The following is a 21,774-nucleotide window of genomic DNA, read 5'->3' on the forward strand; positions in this document are numbered from 1 at the left end:
CCGGATCACGGAACGGAGCTCTGTTCCCCGGCGGGGATCAGGCCAGCCCCCACGCGTGGTCGTCCTTCGGGTTGCAAGGTACGACCGTGAGCCGGGCGTCCTCGCCACCACCGCCGAACTTCTTGCCCGAGACGTCCAGGCACATCTGCTCGCTGCGGTAGTTGCGGATCCAGTGCTTCCCGTCGTCCCGGTCGTCGAGCCACCAGAGCTGGTTGTCCTTGGCGGTGCCGTCGCAGCCCGCCTCGACAACTCCCGTCGCGCCGGGCACGGAACCGTACCCGGGCAAGTCCATGCACCGGCCGTCCTTGCTGTTGCGGATCACGAAGAGCCTGCCCTTGCCGGGCTTCCGCTGCTTCACGTCGAAGATCCACACCTGGTTGTCCTCGCCCCGGTCGTCGGCGCACGGGTCCTGGTTGATGTGGCCGCCGTCCTTCCCCTTGCCCTTGCCGGGGACGTCGGCGCACATGCCGGTCATGGCGTTCACGAGTTCGGCGCCGTCCTTCGGGAACGCGGTGCCGGAGTGTTCGCGCTTCGCGGACTTCCTCTTGGCCTTCGTGCCGTCGGAATCCGCGTCGCCGTTCCCGTCCCGGTCCTCGCCCTTGTCCTCCCGCGCGGGGGAGTTCTTCCGGGCGGAGTCGGGCTCGGTGTGCCGGTCGGACCTGTCGCCGCTGTCGCGCTCGCTGTTGTCCTTGGACTTGCCCTTGTACGAGCCGAACTTCTGCGAACCGTCCTCGGGGACGGTGGCGCCTGCGGCTCGTCCGGTGCCGGAGCCCTTCTCGTCGTCGTCCGTTCCGAGGACGATCAGGGGGACGGCGATCAGGAGGGCGCCGGTGAGGGCCGCTGCGGCGCGCAGTGCCTTGGTGCGTCTGCCCGAGGACGGTTCCTCGCCCTCGCCCTTGTCCTCGCCCCCGCCCTCGCTCTCGTTCGTGGCGGTGGCGGGTTCCGGCGCGGGCGGGCCGTTGTCGAATCCGGCCGCCAGCATGGCCCTGATGGCGTCGGTGTCTCCTCCGGCGCCCGCCGCCGCGTCCGTGCTCGGCTCGGGCGTCGCCGCGACGGGCCCGGACGACGAGGCCGACTCGTCCGGCCGTGCCGTACCGGACGGGCCGCTCCGCCTCCCCTTCCGGACCGGCAGCGCCTTCCGTTCGGCCGCGGGGGCGGATCCGGGAAGCGGCTCGGCGCGGCGTATCGCCGGGCCCTCCGGGTCCGTTGGCTCCTTGCTGGGCATCGTGTCTCCGTTTCGGGTCTCGGGCAGTGCGCCGCGCTGCTGTGCCGGAAGGTCAACCGCCGGAGCCCGCCGGGCCGACGGTCAGCGGCGGGAGCACGTCCGGTGCCCGCCGGGGTCGGCGGCGAGGGGCCGCGCCCGCTCGGCTGCCCGCGCGGAGCACACTCGCCGCATTCCGGTCATGCTGCCCTGCACACGGGGCGCCGCCCGCCTCCGGCACGTCCGCACGTCCGGCAGGACCACGAACTCAGCCCGCGACAACGCGTCCGGAGGGCGACAACGGATCCGAGCCGCCGACGGTTCAACCGGAGAGCGGATTCCGCCCGGCACGTCCGGCAGGCCCGGCAGGCCGGGCAGGCCGGGTGAGACGCTCCGCGATCAGGTCCGCGATCCGGGGTATGCGCGCGCCCTCCAGGAGGTCCCAGTGGCCGCCGTCGACCGTCTCCACGGTCAGCCCGGCGCGGGCGCGGGCGCGCCAGAACCGTCGCAGTGCCTCGCCCGCCGCCGCGGGGTCACCGGTCTCGGCGACCTCCGACTCGGCGGCCTGCACGAGAAGCAGCGGCGCTTGCGAGGACTGGGGCATGTGGTCGCGGGCCGCCATCCGGTTGTGGTTGTAGATCCGGAAGTAGCGGTCGATCTGCGCGTCGTCGATCCCGGGGTACATGCCGTTGAAGCGGACCAGTTTGTCGCGGAACTCGGCACCGTCGACCGGCCCGAACCGCGCGCGCTGCGCCGGGTCGTCCGTCGCGTACGTGTCCAGGAGCACCACCGACACCCCTTGGTGCCCGGCCGCCGCGAGCCGCCGTCCCATCTCGTGCGCGACGAGTCCGCCGAAGGAGAGGCCGCAGAGCACCAGGGTCTCGCCGGGGCCGGAGCGCAGCAGCGTCAGATAGTGCTCCGCCATCGCCTCGACCGAGAGCAGCGGCTGCTCGTCCGGGTCGATGCCTCGCGACTGGACCCCCTGCACGCGGACGCCGTCCGGCAGCGCGCCCGACAGCGGGAGATAGCAGAAGGCGGTGCCGCCTGCCGGGTGGACGAAGACGACCCGGCGGGCGTCCGCATCCGAACCGGCGCGGAACTCGATCAGGCCGTCGTCGGGCCTCGCCGGTGCCCGGCTGCGCAGCCGCGCGGCGAGCTGCTCCACGGTGGGGTACTGCAGGACGTCGCGGATCGGCAGGGTCCGGCCGAACTCCTCCTGGATCAGGTGCGTCACCTTGACGGCGGACAGCGAGGTGCCGCCCACCGCGAAGAAGTCGTCGGTGATGCCGATGTCGGAGTGCACCAGCACCTGCCGCCAGATCCGGAACAGGGCCATCTCGACCCGGTCGCGCGGTGCGACGGTGTTGACCTGGTCGGACCGTGCGGCGCGGGCGCGGCCCAGCACCTCCGCGCGGTCCACCTTCCCGTTGCGGTTGAGCGGGAGCCGCGGGAACTCGGCGAAGAGCGTCGGGATCATGTAGTCCGGCAGCAGTTCGGCGAGGGCCGCGCGCCACTTGGCGGTCGTGGACTCCGCCGCCTCGCCCCGGCCGAGTCCCGCGACGAGCCGCACCTCACCGGCCTCGTCCCGGTCGGCGAGGACCGCGGCCTCCTGGACGCCGGGCAGCTCCCGCAGGACCGCGGCGACCTCGCCGGGCTCGACGCGGAACCCGCGCACCTTGACCTGGTCGTCGGCGCGGCCCACGAACTCGTAGTTCCCGTCCGGCAGCAGGCGTGCCAGGTCGCCCGTACGGTAGACCCGCTCGCCCGGTACGAACGGGTCGGCGGGGAAGCGCTCCGCGGTCAGGTCGGGCCGGTTGTGGTAGCCCCGCGTGACACCGGCGCCGCCGATGTGGACCTCGCCGACGACCCCGGGAGGCACCGGCTCGCGGCGCCGGTCGAGCAGCAGGACGCGGGTGTTGTCGATCGGCCGCCCGATCGGGCAGTTCCGGTCCACGTCCCGCGGCTCGTCGTAGGCGATGCTGTAGACGGTGGTCTCGCTCGGCCCGTAGATGAAGCTGAGGCGCAGGTCCGGCAGCGCCGCGCGGAGCCGCCAGAGCGCCCGCTCCGGCAACGCCTCGGCCCCGGTGAACAGCTGACGCAGCGACAGCCCCGCGAGACAGGCGTCCGCGCGCTCGCGGTTCTCGTCGATCCAGGTGATGTACGCGGCGGGCAGCCAGGCGTGCGCGATCCGGTGCTCCCGCATCCAGTCGAGCAGCGCCTCGGGATCGCCCCGCAGCTCCTCGGGAACGAGGTGCAGCACGCCGCCGGTGGTCAGCGGCAGGAACATCTCCTGCACGAAGATGTCCCAGCCGATGCCGGACCACGCCGAGCACGGCTCACCGGGCAGGGTGCCGTGAGCGGCGGTCCAGTTGTCCAGGAGATTGGCGATGTTGCCGTGGGTCCCGGCGATTCCCTTGGGGCGGCCGGTCGAGCCGGAGGTGTGGATCACATAGGCGAGCTGTGCGGACGGCGACGACGGCGCCCCCTCCGGCCCCTCCGGCCCCTCCTGCCCCTCCTGCCCCTCCTGCCCCTCCTGCGCATCCTCGTGGCCTCCCTCCGCCTCCACCTCCGTGAGCTTGAGCCACGGGCCCGGCGGGTCCGCGACATCGCCGAGCACCAGCGCGGGCGTGGCCTCCTCGACCATGGCCCGGAGCCGCCCGTGCGGCTGGCGCGGGTCCAGCGGCAGGAACGCGGCACCGGCCTTCAGCACGCCCCAGATGCCGACGATCAGCTCCGGCGTACGGCCGCAGTGCAGGCCGACGACCTGCCCCGGCCGTACGCCCCGGGCACGCAGGGCGTGGGCGAGCCTGTTCGCCCGCCGGTCGAGCGCGGCGTAGGTCAGCCGGGCGCCTCCGCAGACCAGCGCCGGTTCGTCGGGCCGCAGCCGCACCTGCTCGGCGAAGCGCTCCAGAGGGCCGGTGACCGGGCCCGAGGTGATCCGCCCCTGACCCTGGGCCAGCACCTCCGCGCGCTCGTCCGCGTCGAGCAGGGAGTACGCGGTGATGGCGCGCTCGGGGTGCCGGGCCAACTGCTCCAGCACGCGCGTGAGATAGCGGCCGAACCGCTCGGCCGTTCCGTGGTCGAAGAGCGCGCGGGCGTAGTCGAGATGGCCGACGACGCCGCCGTCCTCCTCGTGCACCGACAGCGTCAGGTCGAACTTCGCGGGCGCGTACGGGATGTCGAGGGGCTCGGCCTCGGCCCCGGGCAGATCGAGCCGGTCCCGGAGGGTGGCGCCCCACGCCAGCATCGTCTGGAAGAGCGGGCTGTGGGAGAGGCTGCGGCGCGGGTTCACCGCGCCGACCACCTGCTGGAAGGGCAGGTCCTGGTGGTCGAGCGCCCCGCGCAGCGCGGCACGCACCCGGCCGAGCGCCTCGGCGCCCGTCGGGCCGCCGGACAGATCGGCGCGCAGCGCGAGGGAGTTGACGAAGAAACCGATCAGCCCGGCGTCCTCCGACCGCCTCCGCCCCGCGACCGGAATCCCGACGACGGTGTCCGTCTCCCCGGAGAGCAGCCCCAGGAGGATGTGCCAGCCGGTGAGGACGGAGGTGAACAGCGTGCCGCGCTCCGCCCGCGCCGTGTCGCGCAGCGCGTCCGTGAGCGCGGGGGAGAGGCGGACCGGGATCCGCCCGCCCGCGTGGTCCGGGCGTGTCGGGCGCGGGCGGTCGGCCGGGAGCGCGAGCAGTGCGGGGGCGTCGGCCAACTGCTCCCGCCAGTACGCGGCCTGCGCCGCGGCCTCCTCCCCGCCCGCCCACGCGTGCTGCCGCGCGGCGTGGTCGGCGAACTGCGCGCCGAGCGGCGGCAAGGGGTCCGGCTCCCCGCGCAGCGCGGCGGCGTAGACGGCGCTCAGCTCCGGCAGCATGATCTCCATCGACCGGCCGTCGAAGACGGCGTGGTGGAACGTCAGCAGCAGGGCGTGGCGGTCCGGCGCGAGCGTGAGGAGCCGTCCCCGGGCCAGCGGCCCGGCGCCGAGGTCGAAGGGCGTCTCGCACTCCTCGCGCAGCCGGTCGAGGAGGAGCTGCTGGGCGTCCTGGCGGTCGGACAGGTCCTCCGCGACGAGCGCGAAGCCGGTCCCGGGCGGTGCGATCTCCTGCCGCACCTCGCCCTCCACCACGACGAACCGCGTGCGCAGCGCGTCGTGCCGGGCGGCCACCGCGTCGAGGGCCCGCGCGAGCAGCGACCGGTCCAGGTCCCCTTCGATGCGGTAGGCCATCTGCTCGTTGTACGCCGCGTGGGAGCCCTCCGCGCCTTCCGCCTGCTCCAGCGCCCACAGGCGCTGCTGGCCGAAGGAGCAGAGCGCCGGTGCACCGGATTCCGGTGCCGGACGGGCGTCGCGGGGGGTGTGTGTCGCCGTCAAGGAGTGTCCTTCTGCAGTGAGTGAACGATCGATGCCGACGGGCCCCCGGCGGTCAGAAGCCCCCTAGCGCACGAACAGCGTGTAAGTGCCGTCCGGCTGCATCACGCACTCGTATTCGCTCCAGGGGTACCTGTCCTGGGACACGGCGGCGTGTCCCTGCCCTTCGCAGTACTGCTTGCCGGGGATCCCCGAGTCGATCGGGCGGAACGCCGGAACAGCGTCAGCGGAAGCGGAACCTGCGGTCGCCGGAATGAGGGCGGTCGCGGCAGCACCGACCGCGACGGCTGTGGCGACGCGAGAACGCCAGGACTTCATCGTTTCCTCCGTATTCGTTCTTTCCGGGCTCGGGCGAACCCGTACGGGGTTGCAACGGACCCGTACGGGCAACGGTTCAATCCCCCGACAGCCCGGATCCGGAGGTCAGCCCTTGACGGGGCCGCCGTTGACGGCGACCCGCTGGCCGTAGCGGGTGTACGGGTAGTAGTCGTACGACGCGTGGTGCTGGACGCACCGGTTGTCCCAGAAGACGAGGGTGTTCGGCGCCCAGCGGACCCGGCAGTGCAGGAGCGGCCTGCGGGCGACCATGGCGAAGAGCATGTCGAGCACGGCCCGGCTCTCCTGCTCCGAGAGCTGCGGGATGCGGCTGGTGTAGACGCTGTTGACGTAGAGCAGCTTGCGGTCGGTCTCGGGGTGCCGGGCGATGAGCGGGTGCTCGCTCTTGGGGATGACGTAGTCCTCGGGAGGGGTGTAGCCCGCCAGGGCCAGGGCGCCGTCGTGCACGGCGGTGAGCGGGTCGAGCAGGGAGCGCATGGCCGGGGAGAGCATCTCGTAGGCGAGGTGCATGTTGGCGAAGAGGGTGTCGCCGCCGCAGCCCGGCTCGGGGATCTCGGTGATGTAGAGCATCGAGCCCAGCGAGGGTTCGGCGTCGGCGGTGCCGTCGGCGTGCCAGCCGTCGCCCGCCACGTACGACGCGGCCGGGCTCGTGCGGATCTCCAGGACGTGCGGGTCGCCCTCGGGCGGCGGCGGGTTGGTGAGGCGGAGCTCGCCGAAGGTGGCGGCGAAGCGCTTGTGGTCCTCGGCGGTGATCTTCTGGTCGCGGAAGACGATGACGTGGTGGTCGCGGAACGCGGTGTGTATCTCCTCCAGCTGCTCGGCCCCGAGCTCCTCCGACAGGTCGACGCCGGAGATCTCGGCGCCCAGCACGGGGGTGAGCCGGTCGACGGTGAGCGTGCGGTAGGGGTGCACGGGACGCGTGGTCACCGCTTCCAGGGCTTCGAGCTCGTGCGATTCCATGACGTCCTCCAGAGCTGGCGTGGGTTCACCGGGCACGGTGCGGTGCGGGGTGCGGTCGCTGATCGAGCATCGCCGTGAGGGCCTCGGCCACCGTGTGGACATGAGGCTCCGCGACGACGCCGTAGTGGTCGGTGGGCAGGGACCTCCGTACGGCGGACGAGGGCAGGCAGGCGCTCCACTGCCGGTCCGTCTCCCGGGGTTCGCCGGGCGCGGGGATGCCCGCCGTGGGCCGCTCGGCCAGCCACAGGTGCGTGGGGACGCGGGAGAGCGGGCGCACCTGGTGCTCGCCCAGGCTGCGCAGGTTCGCGCGGCAGCAGCGGGCCAGCCTCTCGGCGTACGCCCGCGCGTGGTCCGCCGAGGCGTCCGGACCCGGAGCGGTCGGGTCCGGGGCCCCGGTGCCCAGTTCGGCGGCGAACACCCTGTCGAGGTGGGTCTCGTCGTACGCGGCGACCAGCGTCCCGGCCTGTGGCGGCGGAGGGTCCAGCAGGTGGAGGGACTCCAGCGGCTGCCCCGCCGTCTCGGCCAGGGAGGCCATCTCCATGGCCACCCTGGCGCCGTAGGACCAGCCGCCCAGGTGGAGCCGGTGACCTGGGCCGCCGAAGCGGTCACGGAGCGCCGCGTCGTAGAGGCGGGCGCGTTCGGCCAGTGACCACGCGGGCAGGGCGGCGTCACGGAGCGCCGGGTCGGCTATGAGGCACACGGTCGGCCCGGGCCCGAGCGTCGCCACCAGGGGCCGGTACGCCTGGATGTCCCCGCCCACGGGGTGCACCAGGCACAGGACGGCAGGGCCGGTGCCCTCCTGCCAGATGTCGAGGGTGACAGGGGATGCGGCGGGGGAGGCTTCGGGCCCGGCGGAGGTGAGGGCGGCCTCGATGTGTTTGAGGATCTCGGTGAGGCTGACCTGGTGGCTGAAGGAGGCCAGGTCGCACTCGACTCCGTACTCCTCCTCGACCTGGGCGATCACGCTGATCAGGGTCAACGAGTCGGCGCCGAGGTCGTACAGGGAGTCGTCCGGGTCCAGTTCGGCCACGCCCAGCAGATCCTTGAGCGTCCGGGCGAGGGCGTCCGCACGTTCTCCGGCGCTGTCCGTGGCCGCTCCGGGCGGTGTGACGAGCGGTCGCGTCCGGTCGTCGGCCGAGGGGGCGTAGAACGCCCGGGAGGCGTCGATGTCGGTGGTGGAGACGAGGAGCTGCGGCAGCTGCAGGGCCAGGGCGCGGGCGAAGACCGCCTTGCCCTCCTCGACCGTCAGCGCGACCGCCAGATGGGCCTGATGGCGGCCGTCCGACTCCAGGGCCCGGGTCGCCATTCCGGTCTCGCCCCAGATGTCCCAGTTGACGCCGACCCGGACGGTCGTCTCCGCCTCCCCGGAACGGTGGTGCGCGAAGGCGTCGAGGAGGCTCGCACCGGCCGCGTAGTCGCTCTGGCCGACGCCGCCGAGCAGCGCCGACATCGAGGAGCAGTAGACGGCGACCCCCGGCCGGAACGTCTCGATCAGCTCCTCCACGACGAGCGCGCCCCGCTCCCGCGCCGCCGCGGCCGCGCGCATCGCCGTCGCGTCGCGCCGCACCAGCAGACCCCCGAATCCGAGACCCGCCGCGTGGATCACGCCGTCCAGCCGTGCGGTGTGCCCGGCGACGGCCGCCGTCACCTCGGGCGCGGACATGGCCGTCAGGTCCGCCTCGACGAGGCCGACGCGGTCGGCCCAGCGGGCCAGTTCCGCGGGCAGCCGCGGGTTCCGCGACAGCAGCAGGACCCGGCCACGGGTGTGCTCCAGCAGCCAGGCGGCCGACGCACGGCCGATGCCGCCCGTACCGCCCAGCACCAGGTGGACCGTGTCCGCACCGGACGGTACGAGGGGCTCCGCGTCGCCGGACGGCGCCGGTACGGGCGTGGTGCCCGGCCGCCACCAGTAGCCCTGGCGCAGGGCGAGCTGCCGGGGGAGGGCGGCTTCGGCCCGGCGTGCCTCGGCGACGGCCGAGGCCACGTGTCCGGCCCAGCGGCCGAGGTCGCCGTCGGGGAGGTCCAGCCAGTGCCCGTGCAGCGCCGCCTCCTGGGGAGCGACCTCGACGGGACCGGCGAGGAGCGCGAGTTCGGGCCTCTTCACCGTTCCGGCCACGGGCCGCGCCGCGTACGACAGCCACCACACGCGCGGGACGCCCGTACGCCCCGACAGCGCCTGGGCGAGGGCGGCCGTGGTGTCCAGGCAGGCGTGGCGGGCGTGTTCCAGCGCGCCGGGTCCGACGGGTCCGGCCACGTCCAGGGGCAGCGCGTGCACCCACTCGGCGTCGGCCGGATCGCCCTCGGGCAGCGCGTCGAGCAGGAGGCGGAGGGACGCCGGGTCGGCCAAGTCGGCCTCGAAGGCGTCGGGGCCTCTGCGGGCGAAGGCGCGGGACGGATGGACCCGTACCACGCGCGACGCCACTTCCCGGAAGGGAGCGAGTGCCTCCTGCGGCGTGCTCTCGGCGGCCACGACGACCACGAGGGGCGCGACGGGCGGCGCTACGGGCGCGCTTCCGGCCGGTGCTGCAGTGCCCGCGACGGCGGCGCGGCGCAGCCGGACCCAGTGCGGCTGGTGCAGCCAGTCGGCCTGGGGCAGCCGCCGGGGTTCCGCTGCCGGTGACTCGGGCGCGCGGTCGAAGTCGTACTCCGCGAGCGCGAAGGACGGCGGCGGGAAGTCCCAGGGCGCGGGCGCGTGCCCGTGCCCGCGCCCGTGCCCCTGCCGCCACTCGACGGGCCTTCCGGTGTGCCAGGCCTCGGCGAGTTCATGGGCCGAACGGCCGACGGGGGAGGCCGGCGCGGCGTCCGGGTCCGCGGCGCCGTGCCGGACCTCCCCGGCGGCCACCGCGTCCAGCCAGCGCACCGCGGCGTCGGCGTCCGCCACGGGTGCCGCGGCCCGCAGACGGTGCGGCGTCCGCCCGGCCTGCAGATGGCGCAGTACGGACGTGAAGCGCGCGGGCCGCTGCCGGAGGTAGGCGGCGATGCGGGCGGCGTCGGCGGCGAGGGCCTCCGCGCTGGAGGCGGACAGCACGAGGCACTTCGGTACCGTGCCACTCGCCCCAGCATCGGCCCGGCCCTGTGTCCCGGTCTCGGTCTCGGTCCCAGTCCCGGTCTCGGTGTCCCGTTCCACGATGACGTGCGCGTTGGTGCCGCCGATCCCGAAGCTGCTCACCGCGGCCACCCGTTCGCGTCCCTCGGGCCAGGGCGTGGCCCGGCCCGGCACGTGGAAGGGGGCGGGGTCCGGGCCTATCTCCGGGTTGAAGGCGCGGAAGTTGAGGGTGGGCGGGAGGCTCCCGTGGTGCACGGCGAGGACGGTGCGCACGAGGCCCACCACACCGGCGGCCGCGCCCATGTGGCCGAGCTGGCTCTTGACCGAGCCGAGCGCGCAGCGGCCGGACTCGCTCACGTCGAACGCCTGGCGGAGCGCGCTCACCTCGACCGGGTCGCCGAGCCGGGTGCCGGTCCCGTGCGCCTCCACGTAGCCGAGGTCGGCGCCCGTACGCCCGGCGCGGGCCAGCGCCGTCCTGATCACCTCGCGCTGCCCGGCCAGCGACGGCGCGGTGTAACTCATCTTCGCCGCGCCGTCGTTGTTGATCGCGGAGCCCGTGAGGAGCGCGTACACGGTGTCGCCGTCGCGCCGCGCCTGCCGCAGCGGTTTGAGGACGACGACGCCGACGCCGCTCGCGCCGACCGTCCCGGTCGCGTCGTCGCTGAAGGGGCGGCAGTCGCCGTCGGCGGAGAAGATGTGCTGCGGGCGGTAGCGGTAGCCGCCCGTCAGTCCGGGGTCGATGAGCACTCCTCCGGCGAGCATGACGTCGGCCTCGCCCTGCCGGAGCATGCCCGCCGCGAGGTGCACGGCGACCAGGGAACTGGAGCACGCGGTCTGGGCGCTGAAGGCGGGACCGGTCAGCCCGAGGGCGTAGGCCACCTTCGTGGCCAGGAAGTCCTTCTCGTGGTGCAGGGCGAGCTGGAAGCCGTCGGGCAGCCGTCCGGGATCCGCCTCGCGCAGCATCGACTGGAAGTAGGTGTTCTCCCCGGCACCGGCCACCAGGCCCACGCGTCCGGCCGACGCGTCCGCGACCCCGGCGTGCGCCAGGGCCTGCACGCTGGCCATCAGCAGATGGCGCTGCTGGGGATCCATCAGGCGCGCGTCCTGGGGGCTGATGCCGAAGTGGCCCGGGTCGAACGCGAACATCCCGTCGAGCGTGCTGTGCGCGCCGATGACGCCCTCCGGCGCGTCGATACGGCGGATGCCGGTGCCGCCGGAGACCACGAGGTCCCAGAAGGCCGCCAGGTCCGGGGCGCCGGGCACCCGTACCGCCATGCCGACGACGGCGACCGGTTCGCCGGGCAGCGGGGGCCGGTCTTCCTTCTCTGCCGGAGCTGCGGCTGGGCCGCGATCGGCGGCGAGGTGGCGGGCCAGCGAGCGGACGGTGACGTGCTCGAACAGATCCGCGACGCCGAAGCGCAGCCCGAGCTCCGTGGTGCAGCGCAGATGGAAGCGCATGAGGGCGAGGCTGGAGGCGCCCGCCTCGAAGAAGGTCCGGTCCGGTTCGATGGCCGTCCCGGTGACCTCCTCGAAGGCGGCGGCGAGCCGCTCCTCCTCGGCCGACAGCCCGGCGCGCGCGGCCGTCGAACGGCGTATCTCCTCGCCCGGTGCCCGCAGCGCCGCCTGCCGGTCCAGCTTGCCGCTGGGGGTACGCGGCAGCGCCCGGAGTCTCCGGAAACGGTCCACGCGGACGTAGGCGGGCAGCAGCGCGGAGAGATGCGCGGTGAGGTCGTGGGCGGACGGGGAGGAACGGCTCCCGTCACGGAACTCCAGGCAGGCCGTCAGCCGGGCGCCGTCGTGGGCGACGACGGCGCCCGCCACCGCCGGATGGCGCAGCAGGGCCGCTTCGACGGAGCCCAGCTCCAGCCGGTGCCCGCTCAGTTTGACCTGCTGGTCGTCGCGGCCCGCGTAGTGCAGCAGGCCCTCGCGGTCGAACCACGCCAGGTCGCCGCTGCGGTAGCACAGGCCGACCCCGGGCAGCTCGACGAAGCGGGAGTGGTCGAGGGACGGTTCGTCGAGGTAGCAGCGGCTGGCCATGGTGCCGCCGATCAGCAGCTCGCCGGTGCACAGGGGCGGTACCGGCTCGCCGTGCGCGTCCACCACGCGCAGCTCGGCGCCCGCCACGGGGTGCCCGATGGCGGGCCGTTCGGGCCACAGCGCCGGGTCGCCCTCCAGGCACAGGGCGCTGACCACGTGGGTCTCGGTCGGCCCGTAGTGGTTGAAGAGGCGGGTGCCGGGCATTCCGGCGAACCAGCGGCGGACGGTGCCGGTGCACACCAGTTGCTCGCCCGCGGTGATCACCTCGCGCAGCCGGGAGGGGAACCTGCCCAGGCGGACCGCGTACTCGGCGAGCAGTTGCAGGGCCACGTACGGCATGAAGATCCGCTCGGTCCCCGCGGACTCCAGCCGTTCCAGGAGCGCGGGGGCGTCCTGCCGCCACTCGGGGCGTACGAGCTGGAGGGTGCCGCCGGTGCACAGCGTGCCGAAGATCTCCTGGAAGGACACGTCGAACGCCAGCATCGAGAACTGCTGGGTGGCCGCCGGGGCCGTCAGGCCGCCGGGCCCCGACTGCCACCGGATCAGGTCGCACAGCGTGCGGTCGTAGATCTGCACGCCCTTGGGCACGCCCGTGGAACCGGAGGTGAAGAGGGTGTAGAGGGGGCGGGCGCCGTCGTGCGTACGCGTGCCGTCCACTTGCGGCGCCGGGTCCCCCGGGCCCGTCAGGGAGACCGCGTGGCGCACCACCCCGTCCGGGAACAGCCCTTCCGGCGCCGGGGACGCGTCGTCCGCGACCAGGACGCACAGCGGGTCGACCCGCTCCAGGACGCGGCGCAGCACGTCGTCCGGGTACGAGGGGTCGAGGGGGACGGCGGTGACGTTCAGCCGCGCGAGCGCCAGCAGGGCCACCACGTGCTCGGCGGACGGGTCCAGGTAGAGCGCGGCGCGGCAGGGGGCGCCGTCGGCCGGGAGCGGGTAGCGGTCGGCCAGCTCCGCCGCGAGCGCCGCGGCGTGCGCGTCCAGCGCCGCGTAGCTGAGGGCGTCCCCGTCGGCCGTGAGGACGGCGGGCGCCTCCGGAGTGCGGGCCGCCTGCCGTGCGAATCCCTCGGCGACGGTGGTGAAGCCCGGCTCCGGGACGGGCCCGCGGCCGTGCTCCGGCAGGGAACGCCGGTACGGCGCGACCAGTTCCCGTGCCGTGGAGCGGCCACCGGACGCGAGCGCGTCCATGCCCCGCCGGAACAGCTCGGCCATCGCCTCGACGTCCTCGCCGGTGAAGCGGTCCTCGGCGTACTCCCACAGCAGGTCGAGCCCGTCGGGGTGCTCGACCACGGAGACCGTCATCGGGCACTTGGCCTCCGGCGCGGCCCACCACAGGGGGCGCGGGCGGCAGCCGGGGAGCCGCAGCTGACCGAAGTCGGTGTTCTCCAGGACGAAGAGGAGATCGAACGGCGTGTCGTCCCCGCCGGCCTCCCAGCCGGTCAGAACGTCCGCGAGCGCCACGTCCTGGCGGCGCAGCACCTGCCCCGTGCCGCTCTCCGTGCGGGCGAGGTGGGCGCGCAGGTCCTCGTCCGGTACGACGGTCATGGGCAGCAGCACGGTGTTCGCCAGCATGCCCACGCTGTCCTCGAACTCGCGGACCGGACGGCCTGCGACCGGCGCCGCGATACGCGGACGGACCAGCCCCGTCACGCCGTAGAGGCTCCAGGAGAACACGCTCAGCAGCACCTGGAAGCGCGTCATCCCGAACTCGGCGCCGAGCCGGTCCACTTGGGCCCGGTGCCCGGCGTCGAGCGAGGTGTGCAGCAGCCGCGCCCGGGATGCGGGCTCGGCGTCGCGCGCGGGCAGTGGTTCCTGGGGTTCCTCCAGGCCCCGGTAGTACGCAAGGAGTTCGTCGCGCTGTGCCCGGTAGCCCGCGCTCGCGTACCGGTCGCTCTGCCAGGCGGCGACGTCCAGCGGAGTGGGAGCCGTCGCCGGACGGCGGCCGGATGCCGGTGCGGATTCCGCTTCGGATTCCGCTTCGGCGTACGCGTCGGACAGGTCCCGCAGCAGGACGCTCAGCGACCAGCCGTCGACGGCGATGTGGTGCAGGTGCAGCAGCAGGGTCCCGCCGTCGCCGTCGCCGCCGTCGTCGCGGGGCAGCCAGCAGGCGCGGAGCATACGGGGGACGGCGAGGTCGAAGGGCTCGGCGAAGAAGACGTCGGCGAAGAGGTGCGCTTCTTCCTCGTCCCACGTCTGCCCGGGGCCCGGCTCGTGCCAGGGGTCGTACGGCTCGCCGACCGTCTGCCGCAGCCCCTCCGGCGCGGCGGCGAAGCCCGTCCGCAGCGCCGCGTGGCGTGCCACCAGGGCGCGCAGCCCCCGCCGCAGGGCGGCGGTGTCGACGGGCCCGTCCACGCGGAACGCCTGGTTGACGGAGTAGGCGCGGGACTCCGGTGCGCGCCGCTGCAGCAGCCACAGCCGCTGCTGTTCGCTGGTGACGGGCGCCGAGCGGGCACCGGCGACGACCGGTGCGGCAAGGGTGCTGTCCTCGCCGCGCCCGTCCGCCGTGACGGCCCGGGCGAGCGCCGCCAGGTCTTCCCGCAGGACGGCCGCCTGCGTGAGCTCGCGGCCCCATCGCTGCCGGACCGCGAAGCAGAACCGCAGCGCCTTCAACGAGTCGCCGCCGCAGGCGATCCACCGGTCCCCGGGACCGAGCCCGGAGGTGCCCAGGATCTCCTCGGCGAGCTCGACGACCTCGCGCTCCGCGCCCGTCGCGGGCGGAGCGCCGTCTTCCGGCGCCGCGGGCCGCCAGGCCGTGCGGCTGCGGGCCTGGCGCACCAACGCCGCCTCGTCGACCTTCCCGTTGGCGTTGAGCGGCAGTTCCCCGACGAGATGGATCCGGTGCGGGCGCATGTAGGCGGGCAGGCGGTCCGCGAGGTGACGGTCGAACTCCTCGTAGGCCAGCTCCTGGTGGAGGACGACGAACGCCAGCAGCTCGTTCGGCCCGTCCTCCTCCCGGCCCGCACGGCGGGTGCACACGTAGGCCCGGCGGACCGCGGGATGGGCCAGGACGCGCTGTTCCACCTCGCCCGGCTCGATCCGGAAGCCACGGACCTTGACCTGGCGGTCGGTCCGTCCGACGTACGTGATGCGGCCCTCGTCGTCGGCCCGTACGAGGTCGCCGGTGCGGTAGTGCCGCTCCTCGCCGCCGTCGAGCCACGCGAGGCGTACGAAGCGCCGCCCGGTCTCCTCGGGGAGGTTGCGGTACCCGGCCGCGAGCCCGGCGCCGCTCAGCAGGAGTTCGGCGACCTCGCCGGGCGCGGCGACCCGCTCCTCGCCCGGCACGGCCAGGACGGCACCGGTCTGCGGCAGGGGCTTGCCGATCGGCACCACGTCACCGTCGAAGTCGCGCGGGATCGGGTGGCACAGCGCGAAGGTGGTGGACTCCGTCGGCCCGTAGATGTTGAACAGGCGGGTGCCGCTGTCGGCGTTGTCCCGGTACCAGCGGCGCATCACCCGGGGGTTGAGCTGCTCACCGCCGACCAGCACCTCGCCCGCCGCGGCGAAGCAGTCGGGGACGGCCGAGACCACCGCGTCGAACAGGGCGGTGGTCACGAAGACGGTGTCCACGCGCCCGCGCCGCAGCGCCGCCGCGAGCCGCTCCGGGGTCTGTGTGTCCTCGTCGCGCAGGACCACGCAGCAGCCGCCGGTCAGCAGGGGCGCCCAGACCTCGAAGCTCAGCGCGTCGAACGCCGGGTTCGCCATGCAGGAGTAGTGCAGGCCCGGCTCGGTACGGACGTAGCCGGGCCGCGCCAGCCGCAGGATCCCGGCGTCACGGACCTCGACGCCCTTGGGCTGCCCGGTCGTCCCGGAGGTGTAGAAGAGGAAGGACACCTCGGCGGCGGACGGCGGCTGCACGGCGTCCGCGACGGGCCCGGCATCCGGGAGGCCGGGCAGCACGGTGTCCACGGCGAGGGTCCGCAAGCCGTCCGGGAGCTCCGTTGCGCTCCACGGCCCCGGCATGGCGTGCACCAGGGCCGCCGCGCCGGAGTCCCGCAGGATGAACAGGCGGCGTTCGGCCGGGCTCTGGGTGTCGAGCGGCACGACCCGCGCCCCCAGCCGCAGAATGCCCAGCATCACGCAGACCAGCTGCCACGAACGCGGCAGCGCCACCGCCACCGTCTGTCCGGGAGCCACGCCCTGGCGGCCCAATGCCCGGGCCACCTCGGCGCTCGCGGCGTTCAACGCCGCGTAGTCCAGCCGTACGTCGCCGTCGGCGACCGCTTCGGCCTGGGGCGAGAGGAGTGCCTGGCGGTGGACCGCGAGAGCCAGCCCTTCGGCGCGGGGACTCATCGTGCCTCCCGCGTGCCAGGGCCGCTGCCCGCGCCGTCCGTCACCAGGTCCAGTTCGGCGGCGAGGACGGCGGCGACGCGTGGCAGCTCGTCGCTCTCCAGCATGTCCCAGTGGCCACAGGCCACGGGCTCGACCACGAAGGAACCGGTGACGCGGCGCCGCCAGAACGCGCGCAGGCGGGCGGCGGCGTCCCCTTCCCCGTCCTCGTCGTCCACATTCGTCGCCTGCATCAGCACGGTGCGGGTGGGTGACTCGGGCACGGCGTAGTCGCGTGCCGTGGCGCGATGGTGGTTGTAGACGTTCAGGTAACGGGCCACCTGGTCGTCGTCGATGCCGGGGTACATGCCGTTGAAGCGCACCAGCTTCTCCCGGAACTCCGCCATGCCGGTCGGCGCGATCTCGGCGCTCCGCTCCCCGTCCTGCGCGCCATGGGTGTCGAGCAGGACCACGCTCACCTTCCCGTGCCCGGCCGCCGCCAGCTGGCGGCCCATCTCGTACGCGATCAGGCCGCCGTAGGAGAGCCCGCACAGCACCAGTGCCTCGTCCGGGCGCGGGCGCACGAGCCGCAGATATTCCCGGGCCATCGCCTCGACGCCGGGCAGGACGGACTCGCCGTCGGCGATGCCGGGCGCCTGGAGCCCCACCACCCCGGCCTCGTCGGGCAGCGCGGTGGAGAGCGGCAGGTAGCAGAACGCGGTGCCGCCCGCGGGGTGCACGCACACGACACGCCCGTGGCCGTCACCGGCGCGGAACTCCACCAGGTTGCGCGACTCCGGCTCCGGCTCCGGGGAGCGCCCGTTCCCGTCGTGGCCGCGCACCCGCGCGGCGAGGGCCTCGATGGTGGGGTGCAGCAGGACGTCGCGGACCGGCAGCGGCACGCCGAGCTCCTCCTCGACGGCGGAGGCCATCTTGATCGCCGAGATCGAGGTGCCGCCGAGCGCGAAGAAGTCGTCGCCGATCCCGACGTCCGGGTGGAGCAGCACCCGCCGCCAGATCCGGTACAGCGCCATCTCGGTGTGGTCGCGGGGCGCGGCCGTGTTGACCCGCCGCGTACGGGCTCCTTCCGCCGCGCGCAGCACCGCCGCCCGGTCCACCTTGCCGCTGGGGGTCAACGGCAGCCGCGGGAACTCGGCCACCACGCCGGGGATCATGTAGTCCGGCAGGCGGTCCTTGAGGGCCGCGCGCCACTCGTACGCGTTCCGCGCCGTCTGCGCCGTTCCTGCCGTTCCTGTCGCGCCTTCGGCCTCGCATCCCACACCGGCGACCAGCTGCGGGCCGCCCGGTGCGTCCCGGTCGGCCAGCACCACGGCCTCCCGTACGCCGGGCACCGCCAGCAGCGCCGCCTCGACCTCGCCGGGCTCGATCCGGAAGCCGCGCAGCTTGAGCTGATCGTCGCCGCGGCCCACGTACACCGCGTTGCCGTCCGGCAGCCAGCGCGCCAGGTCGCCGGTGCGGTAGATCCGCTCGCCCGGCACGAACGGGTCGGGCACGAAGCGCTCGTCGGTGAGGTCGGGCCGGTTCAGATAGCCGCGGGCCAGGCTCGCTCCGCCGAGGTGGACCTCGCCGGGGACCCCCACGGGCACCGGGCGCATGCGGTCGTCGAGCAGGTAGAGGCGGGTGCCGCGCAGCGGCCGGCCGATGGGGCACGAGCGTGCGTACGGCCCCGGGTCGGTGTAGGCGGTGGAGTAGAGCGTCGCCTCGGTCGGGCCGTAGCCGAAGCAGACGCGCAGGCCGGGCAGCTGCTCGCGCATGCGGTGGAGGGCGCTCTCGGGCAGGGGTTCCACGCCGGTGAGGAGCTGACGCAGGCTCAGTCCGGCCAGCCGCGCGGCCGGGTCCTCGTCGATCCACAGGACGTAGGACGGCGGCAGGAACGCCTGGGTGACCTCGCGTTCGCGCAGCCAGCCCAGCAGCGCGGCGGGGTCGCCCCGGAGCGCGTCGGGAACGAGGTGCAGCACGGCGCCGGTCGTCAGCGGCATGAGGAGCTCGTGCACCGACGCGTCGAAGCCGATGCTCGACCAGGCCGACGCCGCCTCGCCCGGCGCGTCCCCCATGAGCTCGCGCCAGTGTTCGAAGAGATTGACGACACTGCCGTGCGTGACCGCCACGCCCTTGGGGCGGCCGGTCGACCCCGAGGTGTAGATGACGTAGGCGAGCCGGGCGGGGTCGTCCTCCAGCGCCGGTGCCTCGTCGCGTACGCCCTCGGCCTCGACCTTCGCCAACTGCTCCCACGGGTGCCGGTCGTCGCCGGAGCCGTCGGTCAGCACGAGCACCGGCGCGGCATCGCTCACCATGGCCGTGAGCCGGTCCGGGGGCTGTCCGGGGTCGAGGGGCAGATAGGCGGCGCCGGACTTGAGGATGCCGAGCACGCCGACGACGAGTTCGGCCGTACGCCCGGTGTGCAGGCCGACGACGCGGTCGGGCCCGGCGCCGCGGGCGATCAGCGCGTCGGCGAGCCGGTTGGCCCGGCGGTCCAGCGTCGCGTAGTCCAGCTCCGCGTCCTCGGTCACCACGGCGCGCTGCTGCGGCCGTTCGCGCACCTGTGCGGCGAATCGTTCCAGCAGACCGGCGGGTCGCGGTGCGTCCGGTACGGCCGTGGAGGGCCCCGCGCTGAAGGTGGCGAGGAGTTCCCGCTGCTCGTCCTCGTCGAGCAGCGTGAGGTCGGCGAGCTCGGCTTCGGGCCGTTCGGTCAGCAGCCGCAGGACGCGGAGGAACTGGCGCACGTACCGCTCGACGGTCGCCCGGTCGAAGAGCGCCACCGCGTAGTCGATCTCCCCGGTGAGCTGCCGGCCCTCGTCGGCCAGGGCCAGGACCAGGTCGAACTTCGCGGGGACGTGTGCCGCGTCCTCGCGCAGCTCGACCTTGAGGTCCGGCAGTTCGAGCTCGTTCCGCATGGAGGGGACCCAGGCGAGCATGGTCTGGAACAGCGCGGTGCAGGCGGGGCTCCGCGGCGGGTTGACCAGTTCGACGACGCGCTCGAAGGGCAGGTCGACGTGCTTGAGCCCGTCGCGTATGCGCTGGTTCACCCGCTGCAGGACGTCGCTGACGCGCGGGCAGCCGGACAGGTCGGCGCGCAGGGCGAGGGTGTTGACGAAGAGGCCGACCAGGCCCTCGACGTCCCCGCGGCGGCGGTTCGACGTAGGGGTGCCGACCACGATGTCGTCCTGCCCGGAGAGCAGGGACAGCAGCACCGACCAGCCGGTCAGCACGGTCGCGAACAGGGAGACATCGTTGTCGGCAGCGAGCGCGCGAAGGTCCCGCGTCAGGTTCTCGTCCACGGTGACGGGCAGCCGGTCGCCCTGAAAGTCCTGCTCGGGCGGGCGGGGCCGGTCGGTCGGCAGGGAGAGCACGGGAGGGGCACCGGCCAGCGCGGAGGTCCAGTACTCGGCGTGCGCCGCGGGCTCCTCTCCCGACATCCACTCCCACTGCCAGCGGGAGTAGTCGCTGTACTGCCACGTCAGTTCCGGCAGCGACGGATCCTGCCCCTTCCGGAGCGCGGCGTACACCTCGCCCAGCTCGCGCAGCAGCAGGGAGCGGGACCAGCCGTCGAAGACGATGTGATGGGCCATCAGGAGCAGTACGTGGTACTCGGGTTCGAGCGCCACCAGGCAGCCGCGCGCCATGGGCTCCTCGCCCAGGCGGAACGGGGTGCCCTCCACCTCCTGCCTCGTCCGTGCGAACCGCGCGAACCGCTCCTCCGCGTCCGGCAGTTCCGTCAGGTCCTCGAAGGTCACCGGGAACCCGGTCCCGGGCGGATCGACGACCTGGAGCGCGGAGCCGCCGGAGGGCACGAGCCGGGTGCGCAGGGCCTCGTGCCGGGCCGCGAGCAGGTGCAGCGCCCGGAGGAGCAGGTCCCGGTCGAGGGGCCCCCGGATGTCGAAGGGCATCGGCTCGTTGTAGGCGGCCCTGGCGGCTCCGTCCCTGTGCGCCGTGACCCACAGTCGTTCCTGGGCGAGGGACAGGGGGGCGGGGTGAGGGGTGACTGCGATTCGGGGGGAAGGCACGGATTACCCTTCACGAGAAGGGAACGCGCGGAAATCTGATCCCGCGTTCCCGAAGGATCGGTGTTTCATGCAATCGAGGGTGGGTATACCCGGCGAGCTTCGGGATATCGCCGCTTCTTTACCAGAACTCCGTGCGGCTGCGAAGGGCGCATACGGAGGGTAGTTGAGGAAGTGTTTGCTTTCCGGACGTTCCCGCGGGGGCTCATTCGCGCCGATATTAAATGTGGGCCGATTGGATGGTCAACTGTGACCCGGGCCACACTCGGGCTTCACCGCTGCCGGAGTTCCGCGACGAGCCGAGCGGCGGCAACTTCCGCTCCGTCGGTACGGATTCGGCCCGCCAGGGCCTCCGACCGCTCCCGGGCCCCGGGTGCCAGCGCCGTCCGGAACGCGAGGTTCAGGACGTCGGCGGACGGGGCCGGACCGCCGATACCGTCGGTGCGGTCGGTACCGTCGAGAACGGCGCCGATGCCCAGCTCGGCGACCCGTCCGGCCCAGTACGGGTTGTCCGACAGCCGGAGAGGGATCACCACCTGGGGCGTTCCGGCGCGGGCGGCCGTCGCCGTCGTCCCCGCACCGCCGTGGTGCACCACGGCGGACAGCTTGCCGAAGAGCCGCTGGTGGTTGACCTCTCCGACGGCGAAGCATCCGGGGCGGTCGTCATCCTCGCCCGTCGGAGCCTCGCCTGCCAGATCCGCGTCGGCCCAGCCGCGGTTCACGAGCACACGGTGCCCCTGTGCGCGGATCGCCTCGACGCACCTGCGGCCGATGTCCGGCGACGGGCGCATGCTGCCGAAGGCCACGTGGACCGGCGGCGCGCCCGCCTCCAGGAACTCCACCAGGTCGTCGGGGAGCGGGCGTTCGTCCGGCAGGTTCCAGGCGCCCGTCTGGACGACGTCGAGCCCCGGGGTCTCCGGCCAGGGCCCCAGGGCCGGGTCGGCGGCCAGCCACGGCCGGTCGGTGAAGACGTGGTCGCGGACGTCGCCGACCGGTGGCAGTCCGAGCGCGGCGCGGCGGCCGTTGAGCGTCTCGCCGAACTCCGCGTCCAGGTTCCGGGCGTCCAGCTCCCACAGCTTCCGGTTGTCGTGCGCTTCCGGTTCCGGCCAGCCGGGCCGGGGCGGGGGCGCGTGGTGCGGCGACGGGAGGTGGACCGCCGCGTAGCTCACGTAGACGTAGCGGACTCCGGCTGCCTCGGCGACGGAGCGCGCGGCGACCTGCGCCAGTCCGGCCGCCACCAGCGCGTCGCACCCGTCGAGCGCCTCGGGGAAGACGTCGAACTGCGTCTCGACCAACTCGGTGCGGTAGCGGGAGAGTTCGGCTGCCGACGGCAGCGCCGTCCCCCGCGTCAGCTCGCCCACGGGCGGCCCGACCGGGAACAGCCGTACCCCGATGTCCGCGAGCCGTTCGGCCAGTTCCTCGTCCGGCGGCGCGCACATGCGCACCTCCGCGCCGTGTCCCCGCAGCCGCACGGCGAGTGCCACCAGTGGTTCGACATCGCCTCGCGTCCCGTAGGCCGACAACAGCACGCGCATTCCGCTTCCTCTTTCCTTGT

At 74.0% G+C, this 21,774-nt stretch carries 7 protein-coding genes; all 7 read right to left on the reverse strand.

The window, feature by feature from the left end; translation table 11 throughout:
• Positions 1 to 37: 37 nt before the first annotated feature.
• Positions 38 to 1,225 (reverse strand): RICIN domain-containing protein, encoded by a 1,188-nt coding sequence (locus tag ACGF3A_RS14940; protein ID WP_393729646.1) that lies wholly within the window; start codon positions 1,223 to 1,225, stop codon positions 38 to 40.
• 298 nt (positions 1,226 to 1,523) lie between these two features.
• Positions 1,524 to 5,555 carry an amino acid adenylation domain-containing protein gene (locus ACGF3A_RS14945; RefSeq protein ID WP_393729648.1) on the reverse strand — a complete coding sequence of 1,344 codons (4,032 nt, stop codon included), beginning with the start codon at positions 5,553 to 5,555 and terminating at the stop codon, positions 1,524 to 1,526.
• Positions 5,556 to 5,618: 63 nt separating this feature from the next.
• Positions 5,619 to 5,870, reverse strand: coding sequence for a hypothetical protein (locus ACGF3A_RS14950; protein ID WP_393729650.1), 252 nt, complete (start codon positions 5,868 to 5,870; stop codon positions 5,619 to 5,621).
• A 105-nt stretch (positions 5,871 to 5,975) separates the two neighbouring features.
• On the reverse strand, positions 5,976 to 6,848 hold the full coding sequence (locus tag ACGF3A_RS14955) for a TauD/TfdA dioxygenase family protein (protein ID WP_393729652.1): 873 nt from the start codon (positions 6,846 to 6,848) through the stop codon (positions 5,976 to 5,978).
• Positions 6,849 to 6,873: 25 nt separating this feature from the next.
• The gene (locus ACGF3A_RS14960; protein ID WP_393729654.1) at positions 6,874 to 16,221 is read right to left on the reverse strand and encodes an amino acid adenylation domain-containing protein; all 9,348 of its coding nucleotides are present in this window, start codon (positions 16,219 to 16,221) and stop codon (positions 6,874 to 6,876) included.
• Entirely contained in the window at positions 16,218 to 20,222 is a 4,005-nt protein-coding gene (locus tag ACGF3A_RS14965; RefSeq protein ID WP_393729656.1) for an amino acid adenylation domain-containing protein, read from the reverse strand. The genes ACGF3A_RS14960 and ACGF3A_RS14965 overlap by 4 nt, the downstream gene beginning before the upstream one ends.
• Positions 20,223 to 20,491: 269 nt before the next feature.
• Complete coding sequence (locus tag ACGF3A_RS14970) at positions 20,492 to 21,754, reverse strand: glycosyltransferase (protein ID WP_393729658.1); 1,263 nt, start codon at positions 21,752 to 21,754, stop codon at positions 20,492 to 20,494.
• Between the last annotated feature and the right edge of the window lie 20 nt (positions 21,755 to 21,774).

The sequence above is a fragment of the Streptomyces sp. NPDC048172 genome, from assembly GCF_043202595.1.
Classification (GTDB): domain Bacteria; phylum Actinomycetota; class Actinomycetes; order Streptomycetales; family Streptomycetaceae; genus Streptomyces.